21 protein-coding genes are annotated in these 21,953 nt (G+C 52.9%); 12 read left to right on the forward strand and 9 right to left on the reverse strand.

What is annotated here, in order from left to right; translation table 11 throughout:
• Positions 1-6: 6 nt before the first annotated feature.
• Positions 7-2,406 (forward strand): phosphoenolpyruvate synthase, encoded by a 2,400-nt coding sequence (ppsA, locus tag D6024_RS18850; RefSeq protein WP_121356437.1) that lies wholly within the window; start codon positions 7-9, stop codon positions 2,404-2,406.
• A gap of 40 nt (positions 2,407-2,446) precedes the next feature.
• On the opposite strand, the gene D6024_RS18855 is transcribed toward ppsA, so the two are convergent.
• Positions 2,447-3,037, reverse strand: coding sequence for a CDP-alcohol phosphatidyltransferase family protein (locus D6024_RS18855; protein WP_121356306.1), 591 nt, complete (start codon positions 3,035-3,037; stop codon positions 2,447-2,449).
• Between the two features lie 362 nt (positions 3,038-3,399).
• On the opposite strand from D6024_RS18855, the gene D6024_RS18860 reads away from it, so the two are divergent.
• The 6 genes from D6024_RS18860 (at position 3,400) to glgP (ending at position 9,611) form a co-directional block, all read left to right on the forward strand.
• Positions 3,400-3,816, forward strand: coding sequence for an Hsp20/alpha crystallin family protein (locus D6024_RS18860; RefSeq protein WP_240410089.1), 417 nt, complete (start codon positions 3,400-3,402; stop codon positions 3,814-3,816).
• A gap of 87 nt (positions 3,817-3,903) precedes the next feature.
• Positions 3,904-5,022 (forward strand): site-2 protease family protein, encoded by a 1,119-nt coding sequence (locus tag D6024_RS18865; protein ID WP_121356308.1) that lies wholly within the window; start codon positions 3,904-3,906, stop codon positions 5,020-5,022.
• A 96-nt stretch (positions 5,023-5,118) separates the two neighbouring features.
• The gene (locus D6024_RS18870) at positions 5,119-5,610 is read left to right on the forward strand and encodes a hypothetical protein (RefSeq protein WP_121356309.1); all 492 of its coding nucleotides are present in this window, start codon (positions 5,119-5,121) and stop codon (positions 5,608-5,610) included.
• A 115-nt stretch (positions 5,611-5,725) separates the two neighbouring features.
• Positions 5,726-6,385, forward strand: coding sequence for a dienelactone hydrolase family protein (locus tag D6024_RS18875; protein ID WP_121356310.1), 660 nt, complete (start codon positions 5,726-5,728; stop codon positions 6,383-6,385).
• Between the two features lie 10 nt (positions 6,386-6,395).
• Positions 6,396-7,034: a phosphoribosyltransferase gene (locus tag D6024_RS18880; protein WP_121356311.1), complete on the forward strand. Its 639-nt coding sequence runs from the start codon at positions 6,396-6,398 to the stop codon at positions 7,032-7,034.
• A gap of 69 nt (positions 7,035-7,103) precedes the next feature.
• Entirely contained in the window at positions 7,104-9,611 is a 2,508-nt protein-coding gene (gene glgP, locus D6024_RS18885) for an alpha-glucan family phosphorylase (protein ID WP_121356312.1), read from the forward strand.
• A 14-nt stretch (positions 9,612-9,625) separates the two neighbouring features.
• Here the strand turns inward: glgP and D6024_RS18890 are convergent, their stop codons facing one another.
• The 3 genes from D6024_RS18890 to D6024_RS18900 all read right to left on the reverse strand — a co-directional run bounded on the left by D6024_RS18890 (position 9,626) and on the right by D6024_RS18900 (position 12,206).
• A complete protein-coding gene (locus D6024_RS18890; RefSeq protein WP_121356313.1) occupies positions 9,626-10,096 on the reverse strand; it encodes a pyridoxamine 5'-phosphate oxidase family protein in 471 nt (156 codons plus the stop codon).
• A 225-nt stretch (positions 10,097-10,321) separates the two neighbouring features.
• Positions 10,322-11,335, reverse strand: coding sequence for a zinc-dependent alcohol dehydrogenase family protein (locus tag D6024_RS18895; protein ID WP_205573322.1), 1,014 nt, complete (start codon positions 11,333-11,335; stop codon positions 10,322-10,324).
• A gap of 109 nt (positions 11,336-11,444) precedes the next feature.
• Positions 11,445-12,206 (reverse strand): SDR family oxidoreductase, encoded by a 762-nt coding sequence (locus tag D6024_RS18900; RefSeq protein WP_121356314.1) that lies wholly within the window; start codon positions 12,204-12,206, stop codon positions 11,445-11,447.
• Between the two features lie 296 nt (positions 12,207-12,502).
• On the opposite strand from D6024_RS18900, the gene D6024_RS18905 reads away from it, so the two are divergent.
• On the forward strand, positions 12,503-13,318 hold the full coding sequence (locus tag D6024_RS18905) for a universal stress protein (protein WP_162944874.1): 816 nt from the start codon (positions 12,503-12,505) through the stop codon (positions 13,316-13,318).
• 58 nt (positions 13,319-13,376) lie between these two features.
• Entirely contained in the window at positions 13,377-14,513 is a 1,137-nt protein-coding gene (locus D6024_RS18910) for a baeRF3 domain-containing protein (RefSeq protein ID WP_121356316.1), read from the forward strand.
• A gap of 204 nt (positions 14,514-14,717) precedes the next feature.
• Here D6024_RS18910 and D6024_RS18915 read toward each other — a convergent pair whose 3' ends face one another.
• Entirely contained in the window at positions 14,718-15,209 is a 492-nt protein-coding gene (locus D6024_RS18915) for a YbhB/YbcL family Raf kinase inhibitor-like protein (RefSeq protein ID WP_121356317.1), read from the reverse strand.
• 10 nt (positions 15,210-15,219) lie between these two features.
• Positions 15,220-15,459 carry a hypothetical protein gene (locus tag D6024_RS18920; RefSeq protein WP_121356318.1) on the reverse strand — a complete coding sequence of 80 codons (240 nt, stop codon included), beginning with the start codon at positions 15,457-15,459 and terminating at the stop codon, positions 15,220-15,222.
• Here D6024_RS18920 and D6024_RS18925 point away from each other — a divergent pair.
• From D6024_RS18925 to D6024_RS18930, 3 genes are all read left to right on the forward strand, one after another.
• Positions 15,458-15,844, forward strand: coding sequence for a hypothetical protein (locus D6024_RS18925; RefSeq protein ID WP_121356319.1), 387 nt, complete (start codon positions 15,458-15,460; stop codon positions 15,842-15,844). The two genes, D6024_RS18920 and D6024_RS18925, sit on opposite strands and share 2 nt — an antisense overlap.
• A gap of 37 nt (positions 15,845-15,881) precedes the next feature.
• The gene (locus D6024_RS26845; protein ID WP_162944875.1) at positions 15,882-16,079 is read left to right on the forward strand and encodes a hypothetical protein; all 198 of its coding nucleotides are present in this window, start codon (positions 15,882-15,884) and stop codon (positions 16,077-16,079) included.
• A 305-nt stretch (positions 16,080-16,384) separates the two neighbouring features.
• Entirely contained in the window at positions 16,385-17,437 is a 1,053-nt protein-coding gene (locus D6024_RS18930) for a response regulator (RefSeq protein WP_121356320.1), read from the forward strand.
• A 231-nt stretch (positions 17,438-17,668) separates the two neighbouring features.
• Here the strand turns inward: D6024_RS18930 and D6024_RS18935 are convergent, their stop codons facing one another.
• From D6024_RS18935 to D6024_RS18945, 3 genes are all read right to left on the reverse strand, one after another.
• Positions 17,669-18,292: a peptidylprolyl isomerase gene (locus tag D6024_RS18935; RefSeq protein WP_121356321.1), complete on the reverse strand. Its 624-nt coding sequence runs from the start codon at positions 18,290-18,292 to the stop codon at positions 17,669-17,671.
• A gap of 242 nt (positions 18,293-18,534) precedes the next feature.
• Positions 18,535-19,332, reverse strand: a complete 798-nt coding sequence (locus tag D6024_RS18940) for a polysaccharide deacetylase family protein (RefSeq protein ID WP_121356322.1) — start codon at positions 19,330-19,332, stop codon at positions 18,535-18,537.
• Between the two features lie 281 nt (positions 19,333-19,613).
• Positions 19,614-21,761 carry a TonB-dependent receptor gene (locus D6024_RS18945; protein WP_121356323.1) on the reverse strand — a complete coding sequence of 716 codons (2,148 nt, stop codon included), beginning with the start codon at positions 21,759-21,761 and terminating at the stop codon, positions 19,614-19,616.
• Between the last annotated feature and the right edge of the window lie 192 nt (positions 21,762-21,953).

Genomic DNA, 21,953 nt, shown 5'->3' on the forward strand with positions numbered 1-21,953 from the left:
AAATTTATGAACACACTTACCAAGCGTTTTCAGGATATCAGTCTCAACAACCTGCCGGATGTAGGCGGAAAAAATGCATCGCTGGGAGAAATGTACGGCAAGCTCCAGCAAAAGGGAATTCGTGTACCCAACGGTTTTGCTACCACGGCAAACGCCTTTTGGCTTTTCCTCGATCAAAACCAATTGCGTGAACCCTTGCGCCGGTTGCTGGCAACACTGGACCGCACCAGGTTCTCCAACCTGGGTGAAGTGGGGCAGCAGGCAAGAACCATGATTCTGCAGGCTTCCCTTCCGGCAGAACTGGCCGACGCCATCCGTGCCGAGGCGGCACAGCTCTGGCAAAGCGAAAACGGGGCTGTTGCCGTGCGGAGCAGTGCCACGGCCGAAGACCTGCCACAGGCCAGCTTTGCGGGCCAGCATGAATCCTTTCTGAATATTCAAAATGAAGAAGAGCTGCTGCTGGCCGTCCGGAAATGCTTTGCATCCCTGTATACCGACAGGGCGATCAAATACCGCGAGAACAACGGCTTTGCCCACGAAAAGGTTGCGCTGTCGGTGGGTGTGCAGAAAATGGTGCGTTGCGATAAAAGCTGTTCCGGCGTAGCCTTTACGCTGGAGCCGGAATCGGGGTTCCGCAATGTGGTGCACATCAGCGGCGTCTGGGGACTGGGCGAAAACCTGGTGCAGGGCACTGTCACTCCCGACGAGTTTCTCCTGTTCAAGCCCAACCTTCGCCAGCAGCGTTATTCCATCCTGCAAAAGCGGCTTGGCGACAAGGCGCTGATGATGGTCTATGCCGAGGAAGGCGGCGCCACACGAAACACTTCGACTCCTGCATCGTTGCAGGCCCAGTTTGTTTTGACCGATGAAGAGATCATGCAACTCGGCTCCTGGTGTCTTGCCATTGAAGACCACTATGGCAAACCAATGGACATCGAATGGGGAAAGGACGGCATTGACGGCCGGCTTTACATTTTGCAGGCCCGTCCCGAAACGGTGCAGTCGGCAAAAAATCCATTCCTGTATTCCGAGTATCACTTAAGCCAAAAAAGCGAGGCAGTTGTTTCCGGGCAGGCGGTTGGCAACAAGGTGGCTTTTGGCCGGGCCAGGGTGTTGCATTCGGTGCGGGAAGCGGCGGCCCTGGAAGAAGGCGATGTGGTGATCACCGAAACCATCAGTCCCGACTGGGATCCCCTGCTCACCAAAGTGGCAGCCATTGTTACCGACAAAGGCGGACGCACCAGCCATGCGTCCATCGTGGCACGGGAACTGGGTGTGCCGGCCATTGTTGGCTGCGGCAATGCCACGCAACAAATCAAAAACGGGGAAGTGGTCACCATTTCCTGCAGCGAAGGAAAATCCGGTTTTGTGTACCGCGGCGAACTGCCGTTCGAACTGGTGGAGGTTGATTTATCGGCCGTGAAAAAACCAAAAACAACGGCGGTGATGCTGATCGTCGGCGACCCAGACAAGGCCTTTCAGCTTTCGTTTTATCCGTGCGATGGCGTGGGCCTGCTGCGGATGGAATTTATCATCAACCATTTTGTTCAAATTCACCCCATGGCCCTGGCCCGGTTCGACAGTCTCCCGGACGACAACGTGAAGCGGCACATTGACCAACTGACACAGGGCTACGCCGACAAGAAGAAATACTTTGTTGAAAAACTGGCGCAGGGCATCGCCACGATCGCCGCCGCCTTTTACCCCAGGGAGGTCATCGTCCGCATGTCCGATTTCAAGACCAACGAATACGCCAACCTCATTGGCGGCACAGGATTCGAGCCGAAAGAAGAAAATCCCATGATCGGTTTTCGTGGCGCATCCCGGTATTACCACCCCTTGTACAAAGATGGTTTTGCATTGGAATGCGAAGCCATCAGGCGGGTGAGGGAAGTCCTGGGCCTGGCCAATGTGAAGCTGATGATCCCGTTTTGCCGCACGGTGGAAGAAGGCGAACGGGTGCTTGCCGTGATGGCGCAAAACGGTTTGGATAAACGACGCGACGCCGGTTTGGCCATCTACATGATGGCCGAAATTCCGAGCAACGTTTTGCTGGCCGAAAAATTCGCTGCCTTGTTCGATGGCTTTTCCATCGGCTCCAACGACCTCACGCAACTTACACTGGGCGTTGACCGCGACTCTGAAATCCTGCAGGACCTGTTCAATGAAAAGAATGAAGCTGCGCAACGCATGATCGGGATGATGATTGAAAAAGCCGTAGCAGCCGGTGTCCGTGTAGGCTTGTGTGGCCAGGCGCCAAGCGACGATCCGTCCTTTGCCCAATTCCTGGTGCAGAAAGGCATCAGCAGTATTTCCTTTGCGCCGGACGCGGTGCTGAAAGGAATTGAGAACATCTGCAAGGCCGAAGAAAAACAGCGGGCTGCCGGCCAGCCTCTTTCGGCCTGATGCAGGAGGCCTGAAAGATTGCCGGCCTGATAAACCCTTGTTACGGGGATGAAATGGTGGAGTGCTTTCGCTTCAGTACCCACCAAAAGCCTTTCACATTGGCCCGCCAGGAGGGCAGTAGTGCAACGAGTACCAGTTCTTCCAAAAGGTCGTAGGCCGTTAGAGCGGCGGCAACATGGAATAGCGTTACCGGCCATTCGTCGGAAAAAAAGAAGATGATCAGGAAGCCGCCTTGCGCAACGGTGGCGACCTTGGCAGCATAGGTGTGAAAACTGGTAGGCCGTCCGTATACGATCATGGCCACCAGCAATTGCAACAGGTAAAGACCGATCAGGATAAAAAACAGCGGCAGTTCCTCCCACACAAAATCTGGTTGAAACACGAGGATGCCGATGATCGCAACGAGCACGGTGGCATCGTCGGCTATCGAGTCCAGCCGGGCGCCGCGATCGCTGGTTACTTTCAGCCGCCGGGCCAGCCAGCCGTCGAGGGCATCGGTAAAAAAGCTGATGGCCAGCAGCCAGCGAAAGGCCGGCAAGGCCTGCTTTGCAAGACAAACGGCCAGCACCAGCGTCGCCAGCAAGCGATAAAGTGTAATGGCATTGACGATATAGTAATGGGTTCTGTTCATACAGGCCGGCTCTATCAGGCCGGTTGGCGAAAATGCCCGTCTTCGCCTGTCTTCCTTTTCGTGTTCGTTGAAAATAAAGCCTTGCCTGCTGATGCCGAATGACCGCGGTTAGTTTGCCGGCTTATCCGTGTCATTTTTTTTGCTGGAAGAAGGCTATCCACGTAAAAAGACCGGCAGGCAGAGACCTGGAAGATGGTTGCAAATCCTTGTTTGGTGCGGCGGAAAATCGTTGATCGTGTTCACTGACCACAAACAGGCAATGCGATGATAACCGTCTTACTTTCCGGCATCCGGCTGCAGGTAGCTTTGTCTTGTTCACCACTATTGCTCACTTCAAATCATTTACCATGTCAACCCGCGCAATGACAAAACCGAGCCGGATGCCTTCCCTGTTGGAAGATTTTTTCAGACCATGGAACGAGTGGTATGACGATAGCAGGCTGGTGGGCCGCGTGACCAATATCCCGGCTGTCAACATCAGGGAAAACGACCACGATTACCAGATTTCCCTGGCCGTTCCCGGCATGCAGAAAGACGATTTCCACATTGACCTGGACGGCAACACGCTGACCGTTTCTTCCGAAAAGGAAGAGAAAAAAGAACTGTACACCCGCTGCGAGTACAGCTACAGCTCTTTTTCCCGCAGCTTTACGCTGCCCGGTGATGTAAAGCCCGAAAGCATCGATGCCCGCTACCAGGATGGCGAGTTGCGGATCACCATCCCGCGGAAAGAAAACGCAAAAAAAGCGACAGCCACCAGGAAGATCGCTGTGAAATAAGTCATACACGTTATGACAGAACTGCCCTGCAACCAGCCCTGTCGCCCCACGCGGTAGGGCTTTTTGGCTAACCCTAACCGATACATCATGAAAGGATCTGTCAACCTTGTTACGGTAAAAGGCATGCAGGTGCGCCTGCACCTTACCCTGCTTCTGTTTGTAGGGTTCGTGCTTTTTGCTGCCGCATCCGGCGGCATGACCGGCGCTTCGCTGGGATGGTATGCGCTTTTTATTGCCGCAGTTTTCGCCAGTATCATCTTTCACGAGATGGGGCATGCAGTCGTGGCGGCTTCTTTCGGAATCGCAGTAAAGGATATTACGCTTTATCCCATTGGTGGTGTGGCCAGTTTTGAATCCCTGCCCGAAAAGCCACGGCAGGAATTGCTGATCAGCGCCGCCGGTCCGGCCGTAAGTTTTTTGCTGGCTGGGCTGTTTTGGTTGTTGTCCTCTGCTAACAGTGGGGTGCCGCCTTCAGCCGATGTGGCCGTCATTAGCGGGGCTAATTTCTTTTGGTTCCTGCGCACGGTGAATTTGTACCTCGCCCTCTTTAATCTTTTGCCGGCTTTTCCCATGGACGGTGGCCGCATCCTCCGGGCCCTGCTTGCCCTGCGATTTTCGTATACAAAGGCCACCACCGTTGCTACGGCTATCAGCAAGGTAATTGCTTCGGTGATGGTTATTTACGGCCTCGGCTCATTCCATTTCCTGTTGGTCTTTATTGGCATATTCGTTCTCCTGTTTGCCCGTGCCGAAGAAGTTTTTGTGCACCTGAAACGGCTGGTAAAGGGCATGCGGTTGAAGGAAATGCTGATGTACGATTATAACGGCATGGACGCCGAACTGACCGTAACCGAAGCGGCAAACATGCTGCAACACAACCACCACAAAACCTTCCTGGTGATGAAAGACGGTGTGCCTGTCGGCTCCCTCGACCGGATGGATGTGGTGAAAGCGGTTGCAGAAGAACGGTGTGCCGAACCGCTGACCGACCTGATGAAAAAAAACCTGGTGATGCTGGATGGAGAAACGCCTGCAGACTCCGTTTTGCAAAAACTGTCTTCGCACGAAGAAACGGTTTACCCCGTGATGGAAAAGGGCCGTTTCCTGGGTGTGATCAATTTTCAGCACATCGTCGAATACCTGCTCCTGCACAGGCAATTCAGCGATGAATCGTACAGGGCCGGTTCCCTCGCCCAGCTTGTTTAAGCAGAGGCCACATGCCCTTTGAAAGCCGCGTTCCGTTTTACCCCTTGGATCATCCGTTTCCGGGAAGGCAACATTGTCAAACCAAAATAAAGCGATATGAAAAAGAAATGGATATTCATGGCCCTGGCACTCTTGCTGGCCGGTACCGTGAACCGCCTGCGTGCCCAGGATGACAGCATGAATGTATTGGAGCCCGTCGTCATCCGCACAACCACCAACGTAAACGCAGCGGTGGACAAGGCATTCAAACAGCAGTTTAAGGACGCAAAGAACCCGGAGTGGTTCCGCATGAACAAAAACTTCCTGGTAACCTTTATCAACGAAGACATGCGCAACAATGCCCTGTTTAAAAAGAACGGTAAGCTCATTTATCAAATCCGCTTTGGCTACGAGCAAAACCTGCCCGCGGAAATCCGCACAAAAGTGCAGCAGGCTTACGGCGACTACAACATCACCCGGGCCGTGAACGTACGGGAAAACAACCGCGATATCTGGGTGGTGAATCTGGAAGGATTGAAAAAGCTGCTGATTGTCCGCGTGGAAGAAGGGGAGTTGGAAGAAGTGCAATCGTACAACAAGGCGGGTTGAAAAATGCGGTGGAATAAACGGAAGAGGAGTGCCGACAACCCGCTTCCACCCGTCTTTTGCAGTTCTGTAGCCGGTGATGAAAATTGCGGGATTGTCCCGTCTAAAATTAGCGATCATGGACGCATCCATTCAACACAAAATACCGGTGCGCATCCCCGTGGACGACGTCGTACTGGAAGGCGATCTGGCTGTTCCGGAACGGACACGGGGCCTGGTGTTGTTTGCCCATGGCAGCGGCAGCAGCCGTTTCAGTTCGCGCAATACCCTGGTGGCAAACTTCCTGAATGAACAGCGCATGGCGACCCTGCTGTTCGACCTGCTGACGTCTGCTGAAGACACGCTCTATGCCAACCGGTTCGACATCCCGCTGCTGGCCCGGCGCCTGAAAAAAGTAAAGGAATGGGTCCGTGCGCAGCAGGTCTGCAAGGGACTGCCCCTGGGTTATTTTGGCGCCAGTACCGGTGCGGCGGCAGCGTTGCTGGCAGCCGCCGGCGACAAAGACATTGCTGCGGTGGTAAGCCGTGGTGGCCGTCCCGATCTTGTACTTGATTCGCTGCCTGCCGTGCAGTCGCCAACCCTGTTGCTCGTTGGCAGCCTCGATACGGAAGTGCTGTGGCTGAACCAGCGTGCTTTCGCTGCATTGACCTGCGAAAAGCAATTGCAGGTGATCGCGGGTGCCTCGCATCTGTTTGAAGAACGCGGCACAATGACACAGGTATGCGATGCAGCGGCGGTCTGGTTCAAACAGCATTTTAAACTGGAAGCAATTGCCTAAAAACTTCGGTATGAAACGCTTTTTAAACAGGGCAGATGCGGGTCGCCAACTGGCGGACCTGCTTTCGGCTTACCGAAATACCAACGGCGTGGTGCTGGCCGTGCCCCGCGGCGGTGTGCCGGTGGCCTGCGAAGTAGCCCTGGCACTGAACCTGCCCATGGACGTGGTGCTAGTAAAAAAACTCGGTCATCCGCTGAACAAGGAATACGCCATCGGGGCTGTGGGACTGAACCAGACGTTTTTTGTTCCGCACGAAGGCGTGTATGATTTTTATTTGTTTACCGAAGCAAAAAAACTGCGGCAGCGGCTGCAGGAGATGAAGGAAAAATTCATGGGCGATCTTGAGCCCGAAGAATTGGAAGGAAAGACCGTGATCGTTATAGACGACGGTGTGGCCACGGGCAAAACCCTGCTGGCAACCTTGCACATCTTGCGCAAAAGCAAGCCGGATCGTATCGTTGTGGCCGTGCCGGTCATTTCGCCGTCGGCTCTCCGGTTGCTCGCGGCAGAAGCCGATGAAATCATCGCCGTGTTACAGCCGGAAGTTTTTCACGGCGTGGGTGCTTTTTACGACGATTTCCGGCAACTCACCGACAAGGAGGTGGTGCACTGTATCCGCCAGTTATCGGCACTGCGCCGTACCGGCTGAAGGAACGTCGTGTTCAGGCGTTGCAGCTAGAAAAACGTACCTCAGCATAACCGCACGGAAAACCTGTTTATGGATCATCATACCCCGGCAAACAAAGAAGAACTGGGCCAGTGGCTGAAAGAGCTGGCAATGGACCTGCACTGGAGCTGGAACCACGCAACGGATAAGATCTGGCGCCAGCTCGACGCAACCTTGTGGGAGCTCACACACAACCCGCTTGTGGTGCTGCAAACGGTTTCGCACAACCGTATCAGCGAAGTGCTGGACGATCCCATTGTCCGCGAGATCATCGAAGAACTGATCGGGGCGAGGCGGCAGCGTGCCGTGTCGCCGGCCTGGTTTCAAAACACCGTTCCCTCTTCCCCACTCACACAGATTGCCTATTTCAGCATGGAATACATGCTCAGCGAAGCGCTCCCCATTTATTCGGGCGGACTGGGAAACGTTTCCGGCGACCTGTTAAAAACCGCCAGCGACCTGGGTGTGCCGGTTACCGGAGTGGGCCTGTTGTATCACCAGGGTTATTCACGGCAGGTTATCCAGCCGGATGGTACGCAGCAATATGTGTCACCATTCAACGACCCGGGAAATCTTCCCATTACTCCTTTGCGTACGCAAAGCGGCGAATGGCTGCGCATCGAAGTACCGCTGCCTGGCTTTTCTGTGTGGCTGCGTGCCTGGGAAGTGGAAGTGGGGCGGGTGAAACTGCTGCTGCTCGACAGTAACGATGTGGCGAACTTCCCGCTCTACCGCGGTATTACCAACCAGCTTTACGGAAGTGATGCCACCCTGCGGCTGATGCAGGAACTGATCCTTGGCCTGGGTGGCTGGCGCCTGTTGCAGCGACTGGGCATCCGGCCCGACGTGTGTCACCTCAACGAAGGCCACTGCGCATTTTTGGTGCTCGAACGAGCCCTCGACCGGATGCAGCAAGACGGTCTTTCGTTTGACGAAGCGCTAACAGTCACCCGTAGCGGAAATATTTTTACCACGCACACAGCCATCGGGGCGGGGTTCGATTTGTTTCCTGCAGCGATGCTGGAGCAATACCTGGGCAGCTATGTCCGCGACCAGCTCAAAATTTCGTTTTCCAATTTCCTGGCCCTCGGACGAAAAAATCCGGCCGATGCGAATGAACCGTTCAATACCAGTTTTCTGGCCTTCCGCGGGTGCGGATCTGTCAATGCCGTCAGCCATTTGCACGGGGAAGTAAGCCGGCAACTGTATTCACCACTTTTCCCGCGATGGCCACTGGATGAAATTCCCATTGGCTATGTGACCAACGGCGTGCACATGTCGACCTGGGATTCGCCTGCAGCCGACGTGTTATGGACGGAGACCTGCGGCAAGGACCGCTGGCTGGGCTCTTTGGGCAACCACGAAAAAAATATCGCAACGGCTTCGGATGAACGACTCTGGCAGTTGCGGACGCTGCGCATTGCCGATTTCCTGGATGATGTGCGGGAGCACTATGCCAGCCAGCTTGCCACGACCGGCGCTTCACCGGCCGATATAAAGAATGCACGAAACTTATTCGATCCCTCTTATTTGACTATCGGCTTTGCCCGGCGGTTTGTGCCATACAAACGGACCAACCTGTTGCTCCGCGATCACGAAAGACTAAAAGCGATTCTGCTCCATCCGCAACGGCCGGTGCAACTGGTGCTTGCCGGTAAGGCCCATGCCGCCGACACCGGGAGCCAGGAAATGATTCGCGAATGGGTGCGATTTATCCGCGATGCCGGCGTGCAGCACAGGGCCGTGTTTTTAAGTGATTACGACATGCTGCTGACCGAACAGATGGTCCAGGGCGTGGATCTTTGGATCAATACGCCGCGCCGTCCCTGGGAAGCCTGCGGCACCAGCGGCATGAAGGTGTTGGTCAACGGTGGATTGAACCTTTCCGAATTGGATGGCTGGTGGGATGAAGCCTACTCACCCGATGTGGGCTGGACCTTTGGCGACCGCCGCGACATGCCCGATGACCGACTCCACGACGAGGAAGATGCGGAACGGTTGTACGCGGTGCTGGAAAACGAGATCGTACCGCTTTTTTACCAACGCAACGACATGGGCCTGCCGGCCCTGTGGCTGGAGAAAATGCGCAACAGCATGGCGCAGCTCACCTGGCGTTATTCATCAACCCGTGCCCTGCAGGAATACACACTCCATTATTACCTGCCGGCCGCCTCCAGGTACCACCAGCTTGCTGCCAACCGGGGCGAGCAGGGGCGCAGACTCCTCGACCGGAAAAAACGCTTTGCCGGTGAATGGACCGGCCTGCGGTATGGCCAAACGGTGGTAACAAAACAAGGTGCCCGTTACCACTTTGCAGTGCCGGTTTTTCTCAATGGCTTGCATGCCGACGAAATTGAAGTGGAATTGTATGCTGAAGCCGTAGGTGAAGAACAGCCGACCCGCCAGAAAATGAAGCCGCTTCGTGAGGTCGATGGTGCCTTGGTCTACGAGACGGAAGTGCCGGCCAATAAACCATCCACGCATTACACGCCACGGATTGTTGCGGCGGCGTCACAGGAATTGGCATCGCCGGAAAACAGCTTTATCCTTTGGCAATAAGCGAAAAAGACACATTAATCGAGCATCGCACCGTTGGATGACGTGCGTTCGAAAAGACCCGTCTTTTTGGAAAGATTGATCCGGAAAACAACGCCGGATATCTGGTCTGTTTCGTTGGCAGAAAAAGGCCAGGTTCTTCCCAGGTGCGTCGTCACGCTGGAGCTTAAGGGTAAATGGCGTTGCAGTAAAATCTTAAGGCCTTTGTCCCGTTCTTCCGCCTGCAGTTCTTCAAACTCACCCCATGCGATCACACTCCTCCAATTGGCCATATCGGCAATGTCGTCCACTTCAAAACACACCCGGGGATTGTTGCGCATCAGGTTGACCTTTGTGCCTTCCAGTGAGCGCACATAGATTTTGTCGTTATCGTAAGCATAGCTTACCGGCACAAGAAAAAGGAAGTCGTCGTTGTAGCAGGCAATGCGGCCAACCACTTGCTGGGCAAGCAGGGCCTGGATTTCGGTTTCATTCAGTTTGCCGATCATGACGGAAGATTTTCTTCCCTAAAGCTACAGGTGCGGCAAGAGGTCGGGCTATGATGGCTGTCACCGGGTGCTTTGATCCCTCTCATGATTTCAGTGAAAGCAACAGGGCAGGTGCCGGATTTCGATTGGGGTTTACCGTTGCAACCAATCCTTCGTTCAACAAATACTTTAAACCTGCATCAACGGCTTTACTTCACTGCAACTGTTGCCAGTATTTTTCAGCCTTCACGTTGAATCCATCACGAGCACAGCCGCACCCTGTAAGCGTCCGTTGCGAAGGTCATTCAGGGCTTCGTTGGCCTGGTGCAGCGGGTAGGACGTGGTGGTGGTTTTGACCGGCACCTGCGGCGCCAGTTGCAGATAGGTCTTACCATCCTGCCGGGTTAGATTGGCCACCGAACGAAGCACCCGTTCTTCCCACAAGAGGTGATAGGGAAACGAAGGAATATCGCTCATATGAATGCCGCCGCAAACCACGATGCCTCCTTTGTCAACGGCTTCGAGGGCCTGCGGCACCAGGTTTCCGACCGGGGCAAAAATGATGGCCGCATCGAGCTTTTCGGGTGGGAGTTGCGCCGAACTGCCCGCCCAGACCGCGCCAAGCGACAGCGCAAAATCCTGTGCCTCCCGGTCGCCTTCCCTGACAAAGGCAAATACATTTTTGTTTTCCGAGCGGGCCAGTTGAATCAGGAGGTGAGCAGCGGCCCCGAAGCCATAGATACCAAGGTTGACTGCCTGCCGGCCGGTGAAAGAATAGGACCGGTAGCCGATGAGTCCTGCACAAAGAAGCGGGCTGCCCGAAGCGTTGGCATAGCGGCGCGGAAGCGGGAAGCAATACGACTCGTAGGCAACTGTGTATTCGGCAAAGCCGCCGTCAAGGGTGTAGCCGGTAAACCGTGCATGCTCACAGAGATTTTCCTGGCCCCGAAGGCAATACCGGCAGGAACCGCAGGTATATCCCAGCCAGGGAATGCCAACGGTTTCTCCTTCCCGGAGTGTCGTAATCCCTTTTCCCTTTTGCACCACGACGCCAACAATTTCATGGCCGGGAATGAGGGGCAGTTTTGCGGCAGCCAGTTCTCCGTCCACAATATGCAGATCGGTACGGCAAACGCCGCAGGCAATGACTTTGACCAAGACCTGCCCGTCTGCGGGTGCGGGAATAGGGACCGTTCGAAGAACGAGTGGTTGTCCCGGCTTTTCCAGTACCATGGCGTGCATCGAACCTTGTGGCAGCATTAAAACGATTTTGAATGGGTTTCCTTCCAAAGGGAGGAGAGAACAGGGTTGCAGTTTTATACAGGGCGGTAGGGGAATTACCCGTTTGCAGTCGGCGATGTGCAAAAGGCTAACCTGCCATAAAACCGCCGTCCACGGCCATGGAAATCCCTGTGACGAACGATGCTGCCTCGGAGCAAAGCCACACCACCGTCTCCGCAATTTCTTCCGGCCTTCCCATGCGACCCATGGGTTCCATGGCGGTATACTGTTTTTCCACTTCCGGGTCTCCGCGTGTAACCCGGTCGATCATTGGCGTACGGATTACACCCGGGCAAACAGTACAGACCCGGATACCGGCCGTGGCATTTTCCAGGGCCGCCGTTTTGGTCAGTCCAACAACCGCATGTTTGCTGGCAACATAAGCCGGCAGGTTGGCAAAGCCGCCCAGGCCTGCGATCGAGGCACAGTTGACGATCACGCCGCCGCCCTGTTTGCGCATCCGGGCAATTTCTTCTTTCATGCAGAGCCATGTGCCTTTGAGGTTGATGGCAATGGTGCGGTCCCAGTTTTCTTCCGTGCACTCGTGCACCGGTGCCATTTCGCCTTCAATACCGGCATTGTTAAACGCATAATCGATCCGGCCATCGATCGCCATGATTTTTTCGAACAGTGCTTTCACGTCCGCGGTCTTTGCAATATCTGTTTTCACAAAAAGGCCTTCACTTCCGGCCTCCCGTATTTGCTGCAGCGTAAGACCGTCGGGGTCTTCTTTCCAATCGGCGATCACAACCCTGGCGCCTCGTTGCGCAAAGGCTACAGCTGTGGCCCTGCCAATGCCAAAGCTGCCCCCCGTGACGAGAGCGATCTTGTTTTGGAACAGTTTTTCCATAACGGGAATTTTCCTGAAAATACACTTGAGAAAACAAGCGGCACATGATTCGGGTCAGCGGAAAAGCTGATGCGCAGCAAGCCGCCTGGCGAAACATATGAAGCATGCGACAAGCTGTCCGTTATTGCATAGCGTGTCGTCGCCTGGAAAAATAACCACCCTTGCCTCTGCCTGCTGCGCCTGCGATCATGTGCAGTGAATCGCCACTGATAGCTGTCACTGCTCTCACCAACGGTCGTCATTCCTGCGGCCCTGTTGATTTGACAACTTTGAATTGCCTCCGAAAAACAAACGCCATGAAAAAGATATTGGTCCCCACCGATTTTTCAGCAGCTTCCCGTAACGCAACTGTGTATGCCGCTTCCCTGGCAAAAGAAATGCATGCCATGGTGCAGTTGCTGCACGTTTACCAGGATTATCCCTCGGGGGCCATGGGACCGGAAACCTGGGTTGTTCCGTTAACGGAAATGCGGGTATATCTCCAAAAACAACTGAACCAGGAACTTTCTTTCCTGGAAGAAAAGGGGATAAAGGGAGAAGTTATCCTGGAAGAAGGATTTCGCGGCAACACCATTAGCCGCGTAGCGGAGGAAAACGGTGCGGAACTGATTGTGATGGGTAGCAAAACGGAGAACCGGAGCCGCTTCTGGGGCAGTACGGTGAACAAAGTGATTCGCGATACGGCTGTACCGATGCTCGTCGTGCCGGAAAACCTGTCGTATCGTCCGCTCCGCAACGTCCTGCTGGCCGTGGACTTCGAAAGCATGGTCACACATTCGCTTTTTGCACCGCTGCAGGATGTTTGCCAGGCTTTCCATTCGTCGGTGACCGTGCTGCACGTAGAAAAGCCGGAAACCCCACTCCGTGGCCGGGAGGTTCCGCAAAAGCTGCAACTCAGCCAGGCGCTTTCGGGATTTGCCGGCCGGTTCGAAACAATGGAGGCCGACAAGATCGAAGAAGGCATCCGGGAGTATGCCACAAAACATGCGATCGATTTGCTGGTTATGGTGGCCCATCATCACAACATTTTTGAGCGGCTTTTCGGAACGGTTCATACACGGTCCATCATCTTTTTGTCGCAACAGCCGTTGCTGATCCTGAAAAACGACTGACCACCGGCAGCCGGGTAAGGCACCAGGACGGTCATTCATTCACGTAAAAAAAAGCAGCATGAAAACAGGTTCGATTAAAAAAGAAAAAACGGCACTAACGCCCTTCCTGCAGGAGACAGACAATGCGATCTGCGTGTCGGTCATTGTTCCCCTGAATCCTCTTTCGCCGGGACGGAACGGCGATCCGCTGCGGGTGGAGAAAGCCATTGACAGGGCCAAAGAGGCGCTGCAACACAGTGTTCCTGAAAACGATGCCAGCCGGTTGCAGCAGGACCTGGATGCATTGTACAGCGATGTCGATTTCCAGCAGGCCGCTCAAGGTATTGGTCTCTTTGTCTCCGCTAGCATGAAGCAGGTTGTTTTGTTTTTTTCTCCGGTCAGGGAGGAGGTCTCCGTTTCGAATGTATTTGCCCTGCAGGACCTGCTTTATGAGCAGTTTTATGCAAAGCCCTACAGGCTGCTCCTGCTGAGTGGCGATGAGGCCCGACTTTACCGCGGCCAGTTCAACAAGCTGGAAGAAGTGAACGATTCGAATTTTCCCATGAACAACGATGCGGCCTATGAGTACAGCAAGCCTTCACGGGCTCTTTCCTATGGCGGTAATACAATGCTGCAAGCATTTGAAAAAGACAAGGCGCAGGTAGCGGCTTTCCGCTTCAAGGCCTTTGCCAGGAAGGCCGACAAAGTGCTCGATAGCTATCTGGATAAGGACGACCCGGCGCTTGTCATTACCGGGACCAAAAAAGATATTGCCCTTTTCAAATCCGTTGCCAGGCACAAGGCAATTGGCGAAGTTTTCGGCAACTATTTTTATGTGCCGGTCAATGAACTGTCCATGGCAAGCTGGGACGCCGTAAAACTATTTTTAAACCGGCGTAAGGACGAATGGGTGGAGGCATTGGCCAATGCTCCGAAGGAAAGGGTGCTTACCGGTGTTTACGAAATCCATAATGCGGTGAATGAAGGAAAAGGCTTGCGGCTGTTTGTGGAAAAAGAGTATGCGGTGACCGGCTATGTGCCGAAAGGCGATAACCGCCATTTGTACCTGCGCCGACCCGCCAGGCGAGATTACACTGTTGTGGATGTTGTTAATTCACTGATCCGGTCCACACTCCAAAAAAACGGCGACGTGGTCATTGTCGAAAACGGTACGCTCAGCGCTTACCAGCGTATGGCGTTGCAGACACGTTATTAAATCTCCGGCAAACGCTTGCGACAGGAATTTGCCCCGGCGGTGTAAAAGCCGCCGGGATTTTTATGTGATCTCTCACGATGAAAAGCCAACGCCAGTGCCGGTTTTATGCCATTTTGAAAAATGTACGTACGATATTGCATTGGCAGTCGGATCGCCCAGGTTGCCCATTGCTCATTGCTTCCGGATCAATCCGTTAAAACGGCACTAAGCCTTTTTCGTACGCTGGTAGCGGCCCATCAGTACTCCGAAGGCCAGCACATGGCCGGCCATGGCTTTTTCAATCTGCGGCTTGTCGGATGTCACGGGGTTCTCGAGTGTACAATCCAGTGCGTACACATTAAAAAAATAGCGGTGCATGCCCGACGGTGGGCAGGGGCCACCATAATGCTGGTCGCCGAAATCGTTGGTGCCCGTCATCCCGCGGCTTTCCTTTTCCTTGATAAAATGGGTAACCGGGATGTTCCAGGTAACCCAGTGGCAAAAGCTGCCACCCGGCGCATCGGGATCGTCCACAAGTATAGCAAGGCTTTTGGCTTCCTCCGGAATGTTATGAATAGACAGGGCCGGGTTGATGTTGATTCCATCACAGGTGAAACGGGAGGGGATGATGGCATGTTGTTCAAAAGAAGGACTGGTGATCTCAAGCGTTTTGAAATCCTCAACCTTGCTTGCGGTAAAGGCTTTTGCGAAGTCCATAGTATGCTGTTTAAATGATGACGACTCTCACAGGCAGGTGCCGTTTCGATACCAGCCAGCCCATTTCGAAACAAGTCAAAACGGGCATTCGTTTTTTGGCACCGGCTTTCTGCAAAGGCAACAGGGCAAGGCGAAAATAGACAGGCGAAAAGTGGTAGTTGAATGATGCCGGATAGGGAGGCGGATGACAGGTATCATTGCCGGCAGAGAGGTTGGCCATTACCTTCAACGCTACAAACCAACCGACCATGCGCCTGTTTCTTTTCCTGCTGTTGACGGGTGTTGTGCTCACTGCAATTCCCTGTGGGCTGTTCCTGATGGCACACCCCGACGGCAGCCTTCTGGACCTTCCGCTTTCTTTGCTTAACAACACACCGTTTACCAACTTTTTCATCCCGGGCCTGATCCTTGCCGCTGTTGTTGGCGGCACCAGCCTGGCCGGGCTTTTCTTCCTGTTGCAACGTCATCCGCTAGCCTACAAAGTGACGTTGGCGAGTGGCCTCGTACTGGCCGCTTGGATCCTGGTGCAGGTTCTTTTGCTGCAATCCTTTCACTGGCTGCATGGCCTTTACATCGGTGCGGCCGTATGCATTAGTTTTTCTTCGTATCACCTCCTGGGGCGGGCTGCTTTCTGAACCTGGAAAATAGCGGTCCGACTGCCTTTCAAAATCAATGCAGGGACTGTCTTGCCCGCTGCGGACAACGATTGCGATTGTGGTGCTGACAGTCATTTTTCGCCTGCGAATGGGACAATTCCCGGCTGCGGAATCCTGGTGTCGAAAGGCCTTGCGTCACTCACTACAGCGCCTGCAAGTGATGCGTGGCGGGCTGCCGGTTTGTGCTTCGAAATCAAATCACCATCAAGGTTAAAACAGCCTGCCACTTATTCCTGCTGTCATCCCTTATCTCTTCCATCTTTTTGAGATAGCAAGCGTTTTTGCCGGCAAGAAAACGGCCGTTTCCCGTCCCTGCAGAATACGGCGTTTGAATGTATTTATGTTATATATTTATAATAACAAAAAAGACCGGCCATCTTCCATCGATTGAAACAACTAGCGTGATTTTGTTTTACCCGAGTCGTATTCGAAGCCATCATCCTGATCTGTTACCTCCGCGAATAGGCGCATTTGTGCATCGCTGCAAAAACCGGATTGCCTAACGTAAAAAAGCACCACATGAAAAAGATTTTGGTTATTGAGGATAGTCCTGATATCCTCGAAAACACGGCGGAAATCCTGGAACTTTCCAATTATGAAGTCTATACCGCCCTCAACGGAAAAGAGGGGGTGGCACTTGCCCTCAAAGTGAATCCCGACCTGATCCTTTGCGATATCATGATGCCGGAACTGGATGGCTATGGCGTATTGCACATCGTGCAGAAAACGCCGTCGCTGCAGCATACTCCTTTCATCTTTTTGACAGCCAAGTCCGAGAAGCACGAAGTGCGCAAAGGCATGTCGCTGGGTGCCGACGATTATATTGCCAAACCCTTTGATCCCACCGACCTGTTAAACGCAGTGGAAGCCCGGCTGCGTAAGGGCGAACTGGTCAAGCGTTTGCTGCAGGGGCCAGCCCACACTAGTGAGCCGTTTTCCGGTGGCGATGGCCAAAAAATACTGCAGGAATTTGTAGAAGGCCGGCAGGTGGATGTATACAAAAAAAAGCAGCGGATCTACACGGAGGGCAATCACGCCCTGCGACTCTACTACGTGCAGAAAGGCAAGGTGAAAGTGTACAAGTTGAGTGACGAAGGAAAGGAACTGATTGTGCGCATTGCCAACGAAGGCGATTTTTTTGGCTATACCCACCTGCTCGAAAATTCCGTTTACCGCGAAAATGCAGAAGCGCTGGAATACGCCGAAATCATTGGCCTGCCCAAGGCCGAATTTGAAGAACTGATCCAGACCAACCCCGACGTGTCGCGAAGCTTTATCCGTATGCTGGCAAGCGACGTGGCAGAAAAAGAAACGCAATTGATCCACATTGCCTATAATTCGTTGCGTAAAAAAGTGGCCATCGCCCTTCTCTCGGTACAGGAGAAATACAAAAATGCGGTCGGTCAAAACAGCATTCACCTGAGCCGTGAAAACCTGGCCGCTGTTGCCGGCACGGCTACCGAATCTCTCATCCGCACGTTGACGGATTTCAAAGCCGAACACCTGATCGACATTGCCGACGGCAAAATCACCATTCTCGATCCACGAAAGCTGGAACTCATGATCAATTAAGGCTGCTCAGGAATGCAAATCAGTTTCGACAGCCGTGTAGCAAATTATTGAATCAGGACGCCAACAAGCAGGCAAGACCATGCCTAAGCTGCACCGAATTGTTTGCCAAAAAATAGCGTGAATTCGCCAGTCAGAATTGTTGTGGGCAAGCGACGCACGGCGAAATGATCCTGACAGCAGATTTGTTTTTGCGACCTTAAATAATTGCCCGGTATTGCCTTCTCTTCCTGGTCAATTTTTCAGGATAGAGACTTTGTGAATGACATCAAGCCCCGGAAATGTATCTATGAATCGTTTCCGGTTTCGATACATCGCGCCCAGTCGCGGCATTGTTTTGTCGCCATAGCCGCTGTAAAGCGCCGACACGACATCCATGCCGCTGACAACATCGCCAAAGGCAGGAAATCCTTTTACGCCGTTGTACGTGATCGTGTCCAGCCGGGGATTGTCTTTGAGGTTGATGAAAACTTCGCGGCCCCGGGTTTCTTTACCGCTGCGGGCAAAGGCGAGGCTGCCTGTTTGATTCGGGTGCACAACCGCTTCATCCGGAATTTTGTAGGGCATCCATTTTTCGATTTTGGCCGTGTCACTGCTTCCGAATTGTGCAACGAAGTTGGGCACAACGCGGTAAAACAGCGCATTGTCATAAACCCGGTGCCTGATCAACTGGTAAAAGCGGTCTGCAGCCAAGGGCGACCATTCTCTTGTGATCTTCACGTCAAACGATCCCTTCGATGTTTCAAACCGTACGATATAGGTTGACGGTGCTTGCTCCGTAGTCCATTTCGATTGGAATGCGGCCCTGTTGCAACTCATGCACAACAGAACAAGAAAGCCATAGAACAGGTATTTCATGCAGTTGGTTTTGTGCTACACAATGTAAGGAATTGCTTAGAATGACACTGGCGATATTTCCGTCCTGCCCGAGACGTCCATACAAGTGAAACCATCGCTCAATTTCCAACGAATGGCGGATTGAATTTTTTGATTTCGGTTTTGTTCGTCATGCCGGGATGGCTGATTCATTGCGTTTGTAAATATTTGCACTTTGTGTTACCGGTGAATAAATCAAATTGGTGCGCAAATCGTTTTGCCAATTATTTGGACGTAATCAAATCCAGGGCATCCGAAAATGTCGTCACCCAATACACGTCCTGGTGCTCTTTCAGGTAGTTCAAAAAAGCGCTGTGCGTTTCTTTTGAAATTTTGAAAAATTCAGCCCCAATGCCGTGGAATTGATAAATCCCCATACCGTTCGAATCCCTGACCTTTTCAGCAAAGGCGATCAGTTCGGCCAGTGTCGTGCCTTCCTCCACCATCCAGCTTGGCATCTTCATGCTGTTGATGTTCCCGAATTGTGTGATGATGCTTTTCCTGTCGCCACCGATTCTCCCGTATGTCACCAGGTTCTGTTTCCTGATCAGGTCTGAATAATCTGTACTGCCAATTAGAAAGTTGTTGCAGGGGAATGCAAACGCTCTTGCCTTTCGTTTGGGATCTAACAGGGAAAGCAGGGTATTTTCAGTTTTGATCTCCGTAATAATTTTTTCAACCGTGTAGCTTTCGATGGCAAATGCTTTTTGCCATCCCAATCTTTCGGGGCAGGCATGGAATAGCGTATGGTTCGCAAGCTCGTGCCCGTTGCCTGCTGCACGTGTCCAGGCGGCAACAGCGGGAGAAGCCTCGCCGATGGCTTCAGATGAACCCTGTATGGCATTCAGGAAAAACGTTGCCTTTAGTCCTGCGCTGTCCAACTGAGGAAGGACTGTGGAAAGATGCGATTGCAGTCCATCATCATAGGTCAGGCAAATGATGGCTTTCCCCGTCTTTTTTGTCTGCGCATGAATACCTGCCTGAAGCAAAAGAAGAACGGTCAAAAAAAGACAGTATCTCATATGAAAAAATTTATCGAGAGGCGGTGCGGTAAAGCCAGGCTTCGCGGCCTTAGGTGAGCGGAGGTCAGTTTGCCTGTATCCTGATTTGTCTGAAAGTAGTTCGTTACCGCGACGATTCAAATTTAATCGGCACAATATCCCCCCGCATTACACGACTTACCGGCATGCAAAGGTCAACTTTCGCTGTATCGGTAGTGGACTAAATTGGCATGACGAAGAATGGTTCGCCGGCCAGGATTACAGGAAGGCGCTGGCAATGTAGTGGACCTTTTGCGCTTGCTTCAGAGCCTGAGTTTGACACCGCCGTTTACCACAAATCCGTCTACCGGAGCATAAATGTCTTTAAACTGAGGGTTGTCAATTGTACCGGTATAGAGAGGGCCAAATTTTGTTTGCCTGGTATCGGTGATATTTTCAAAGTTTACAAACAACGAAAATTTCTTCCATAACCGTTCCGCCATAATACCCGCCAGCCAGTAAGGTTGCCCGAACGTGCCGTCATTCAGTCGTTGCCGGCTGAAATGATAGGCTTCCACACCCAGCTTCAGTTTGTTTTCGATCTCGTACATCAACACGTTGTTGAGTCGGTGCCGGGCTGTCAGGGGCAACCATTCTTCGCTGTTTGTGAAGTGCGTACGGGCATCGGTATAGGTATAGCCGACAAATAGTTTGAAGTCGCCATACACGACCCGCAAATTTGTTTCCATTCCCCTGGTAGCAAGATGGCCTGTTGCGTTTTGGAATTGCAGTTTGTTGCCGGTTGCTGCTGCCAGGATCAACGGATGGTTCAACCGGGTATAGAAAAACAGGTGATTCAAACTCACATCCAGATCGCCCATTCTCGTTCGATAATTGATGTCCCAGTTGCCGCCAGCCGAACGTTCGTTCACCAGGCCGTTTACCGGCAGTATATTTTGAAACTGTCGTCTTTCGGCTTCTTCGGTAAAGATGGTTGGCGTTTTATAGCCAAAGCCGCCACCGATACGGGTTGTGAGGTTGGGTGAAATCCGGACCATAGCCGAAACTCTCGGGAGCAGTGCGAATCCATATTCGTTGACATAGTCTCCGCGAAGACCGCTTTCCAAAACAAACTTGTCGGAGACCGACCAGGCATTTTGCACAAACAGGCCGTAGGTGTTTATGTGGTAGTCTCGCCGTGGATCTGTTGTCTGTCCGTTCTCGGCCAAATCATCGGTCAGCACGGTTGCACCAAGGATCCAGTCCGCTTTTTCATTTTTGCGGTTCCATGTAAGTTCGGAAAAGGACGATTGCTGCAGGGCATCGAACGTATAGGTTGGAATGCGCAGTGTACGGGCAAAACGGCTGTAGCTGTTTTTAAGTTGCAGGGTTGAATGAGCAGTAAGCGTATGAACAATCCCGAACTGCGAGGTGAGACGGTTGGTGTTATTCTTTTCGTAGAAACCGCTGCCGCCGTTTCGAATGTAAGCGATGCTGCCACCGGTGCGGTCTTCCGTGATGTAGCTGATTCCCACGTCAGCGGTTGTATTCTTGCCGTAAAGAAAAAGCCTCGGGTTGATGGTCGATCGATCAAATTGGGGAATGGCTGTCAGTCCAATGCCGGCAGGGTCAAAGGGCCGGTTGCGGTTGTGTGCGGCATACAAACTGAGACCGGTTTTGCCGTAGCGTTCGCGGTAGAATCCACTGAGGTCGAGGCCACCGGCCGATGTACCGTTTGCCAGGAAACTGGTTTCCCTGTTTGCTCCCGGTGTTTTGGAAACCAGGTTGACCAAACCTGCAATCGCACCGCCCCCGTAAAGGGTAGACGCTGCACCTTTGATGACTTCTACCTGCCGCAGATCCAGCGGTGCAACCTGTAGGATGGACAAACTCCCGGAAAAACCGGAATAAAGCGGGTAGCCGTCTCGCAGGATCTGCGTGTAACGGCCGTCCAGGCCCTGTATCCGGATACCGGCATTGAAAGAAGTGGCAGAGGTTTGCTGTGTTTGAATACCGGTGCTTTCGTTCAGCAGCATGCGAATGTCGCCGGGTTTCATATTGCCTTTCTCCTGCAGCTCTTCCCCCGAAATAACTTCAACCCGCGTTGGCATGTTGCCAATGGTCCTGCTGATACGGGTGGCGGTTACCACCACTTCTTCCGTATGTTCTTCGGCTTCTTCCAGCAAAACGGTAATCAGTATGCTGTCGTGCGGCACCCGCACGCTTATGTTTTGCGCTGCAAAGCCCGTGTGCGTCACGTTGATCCGATAAGTGCCTTCTGCAAGGCCTGCAAAACGTGCAATACCAAGGCTGTCGGCCAGGGTGGTTTCCCGGAGAGCAGCAATCGTTACCGTGGCACCGGCAAGCGCTGTTTTTTCTTCCCTGCTTTGGATGGATAACCTGAGTGAATGTTGTGCAAACGAAGAGAAGGCGAAAAGCAAAACAAGGCTCAGCGAAAGTATTTTTTTCATTTCGTATCAAAAGAGTGAAGGGGCGAAGCCACCCAAGGCATTGGACAAAACCGGAAGCAAATCGGTGATCTGTTTTTTTTACTTCCCTGCAAAACTAATCCGAATGCGGTAATGGAATGGTGCCGGCAAATGTTTCGCGATATAGGAAAAGACAACCCGGCTGGTTGCTGGTTACACAGCAACGGATGTAGT

The organism is Flavisolibacter nicotianae (assembly GCF_003628535.1).
Lineage (GTDB): Bacteria > Bacteroidota > Bacteroidia > Chitinophagales > Chitinophagaceae > Flavisolibacter > Flavisolibacter nicotianae.

What these genes read in the sequence shown, in the direction of transcription:
- ppsA (WP_121356437.1), top strand. Translation starts at nt 7, where the DNA reads ATGAACACACTTACCAAGCGTTTTCAGGATATCAGTCTCAACAACCTG.
- D6024_RS18855 (WP_121356306.1), bottom strand. Translation starts at nt 3,037, where the DNA reads ATGAACAGAACCCATTACTATATCGTCAATGCCATTACACTTTATCGC.
- D6024_RS18860 (WP_240410089.1), top strand. Translation starts at nt 3,400, where the DNA reads ATGACAAAACCGAGCCGGATGCCTTCCCTGTTGGAAGATTTTTTCAGA.
- D6024_RS18865 (WP_121356308.1), top strand. Translation starts at nt 3,904, where the DNA reads ATGAAAGGATCTGTCAACCTTGTTACGGTAAAAGGCATGCAGGTGCGC.
- D6024_RS18870 (WP_121356309.1), top strand. Translation starts at nt 5,119, where the DNA reads ATGAAAAAGAAATGGATATTCATGGCCCTGGCACTCTTGCTGGCCGGT.
- D6024_RS18875 (WP_121356310.1), top strand. Translation starts at nt 5,726, where the DNA reads ATGGACGCATCCATTCAACACAAAATACCGGTGCGCATCCCCGTGGAC.
- D6024_RS18880 (WP_121356311.1), top strand. Translation starts at nt 6,396, where the DNA reads ATGAAACGCTTTTTAAACAGGGCAGATGCGGGTCGCCAACTGGCGGAC.
- glgP (WP_121356312.1), top strand. Translation starts at nt 7,104, where the DNA reads ATGGATCATCATACCCCGGCAAACAAAGAAGAACTGGGCCAGTGGCTG.
- D6024_RS18890 (WP_121356313.1), bottom strand. Translation starts at nt 10,096, where the DNA reads ATGATCGGCAAACTGAATGAAACCGAAATCCAGGCCCTGCTTGCCCAG.
- D6024_RS18895 (WP_205573322.1), bottom strand. Translation starts at nt 11,335, where the DNA reads ATGCTGCCACAAGGTTCGATGCACGCCATGGTACTGGAAAAGCCGGGA.
- D6024_RS18900 (WP_121356314.1), bottom strand. Translation starts at nt 12,206, where the DNA reads ATGGAAAAACTGTTCCAAAACAAGATCGCTCTCGTCACGGGGGGCAGC.
- D6024_RS18905 (WP_162944874.1), top strand. Translation starts at nt 12,503, where the DNA reads ATGAAAAAGATATTGGTCCCCACCGATTTTTCAGCAGCTTCCCGTAAC.
- D6024_RS18910 (WP_121356316.1), top strand. Translation starts at nt 13,377, where the DNA reads ATGAAAACAGGTTCGATTAAAAAAGAAAAAACGGCACTAACGCCCTTC.
- D6024_RS18915 (WP_121356317.1), bottom strand. Translation starts at nt 15,209, where the DNA reads ATGGACTTCGCAAAAGCCTTTACCGCAAGCAAGGTTGAGGATTTCAAA.
- D6024_RS18925 (WP_121356319.1), top strand. Translation starts at nt 15,458, where the DNA reads ATGCGCCTGTTTCTTTTCCTGCTGTTGACGGGTGTTGTGCTCACTGCA.
- D6024_RS18920 (WP_121356318.1), bottom strand. Translation starts at nt 15,459, where the DNA reads ATGGTCGGTTGGTTTGTAGCGTTGAAGGTAATGGCCAACCTCTCTGCC.
- D6024_RS26845 (WP_162944875.1), top strand. Translation starts at nt 15,882, where the DNA reads ATGCAGGGACTGTCTTGCCCGCTGCGGACAACGATTGCGATTGTGGTG.
- D6024_RS18930 (WP_121356320.1), top strand. Translation starts at nt 16,385, where the DNA reads ATGAAAAAGATTTTGGTTATTGAGGATAGTCCTGATATCCTCGAAAAC.
- D6024_RS18935 (WP_121356321.1), bottom strand. Translation starts at nt 18,292, where the DNA reads ATGAAATACCTGTTCTATGGCTTTCTTGTTCTGTTGTGCATGAGTTGC.
- D6024_RS18940 (WP_121356322.1), bottom strand. Translation starts at nt 19,332, where the DNA reads ATGAGATACTGTCTTTTTTTGACCGTTCTTCTTTTGCTTCAGGCAGGT.
- D6024_RS18945 (WP_121356323.1), bottom strand. Translation starts at nt 21,761, where the DNA reads ATGAAAAAAATACTTTCGCTGAGCCTTGTTTTGCTTTTCGCCTTCTCT.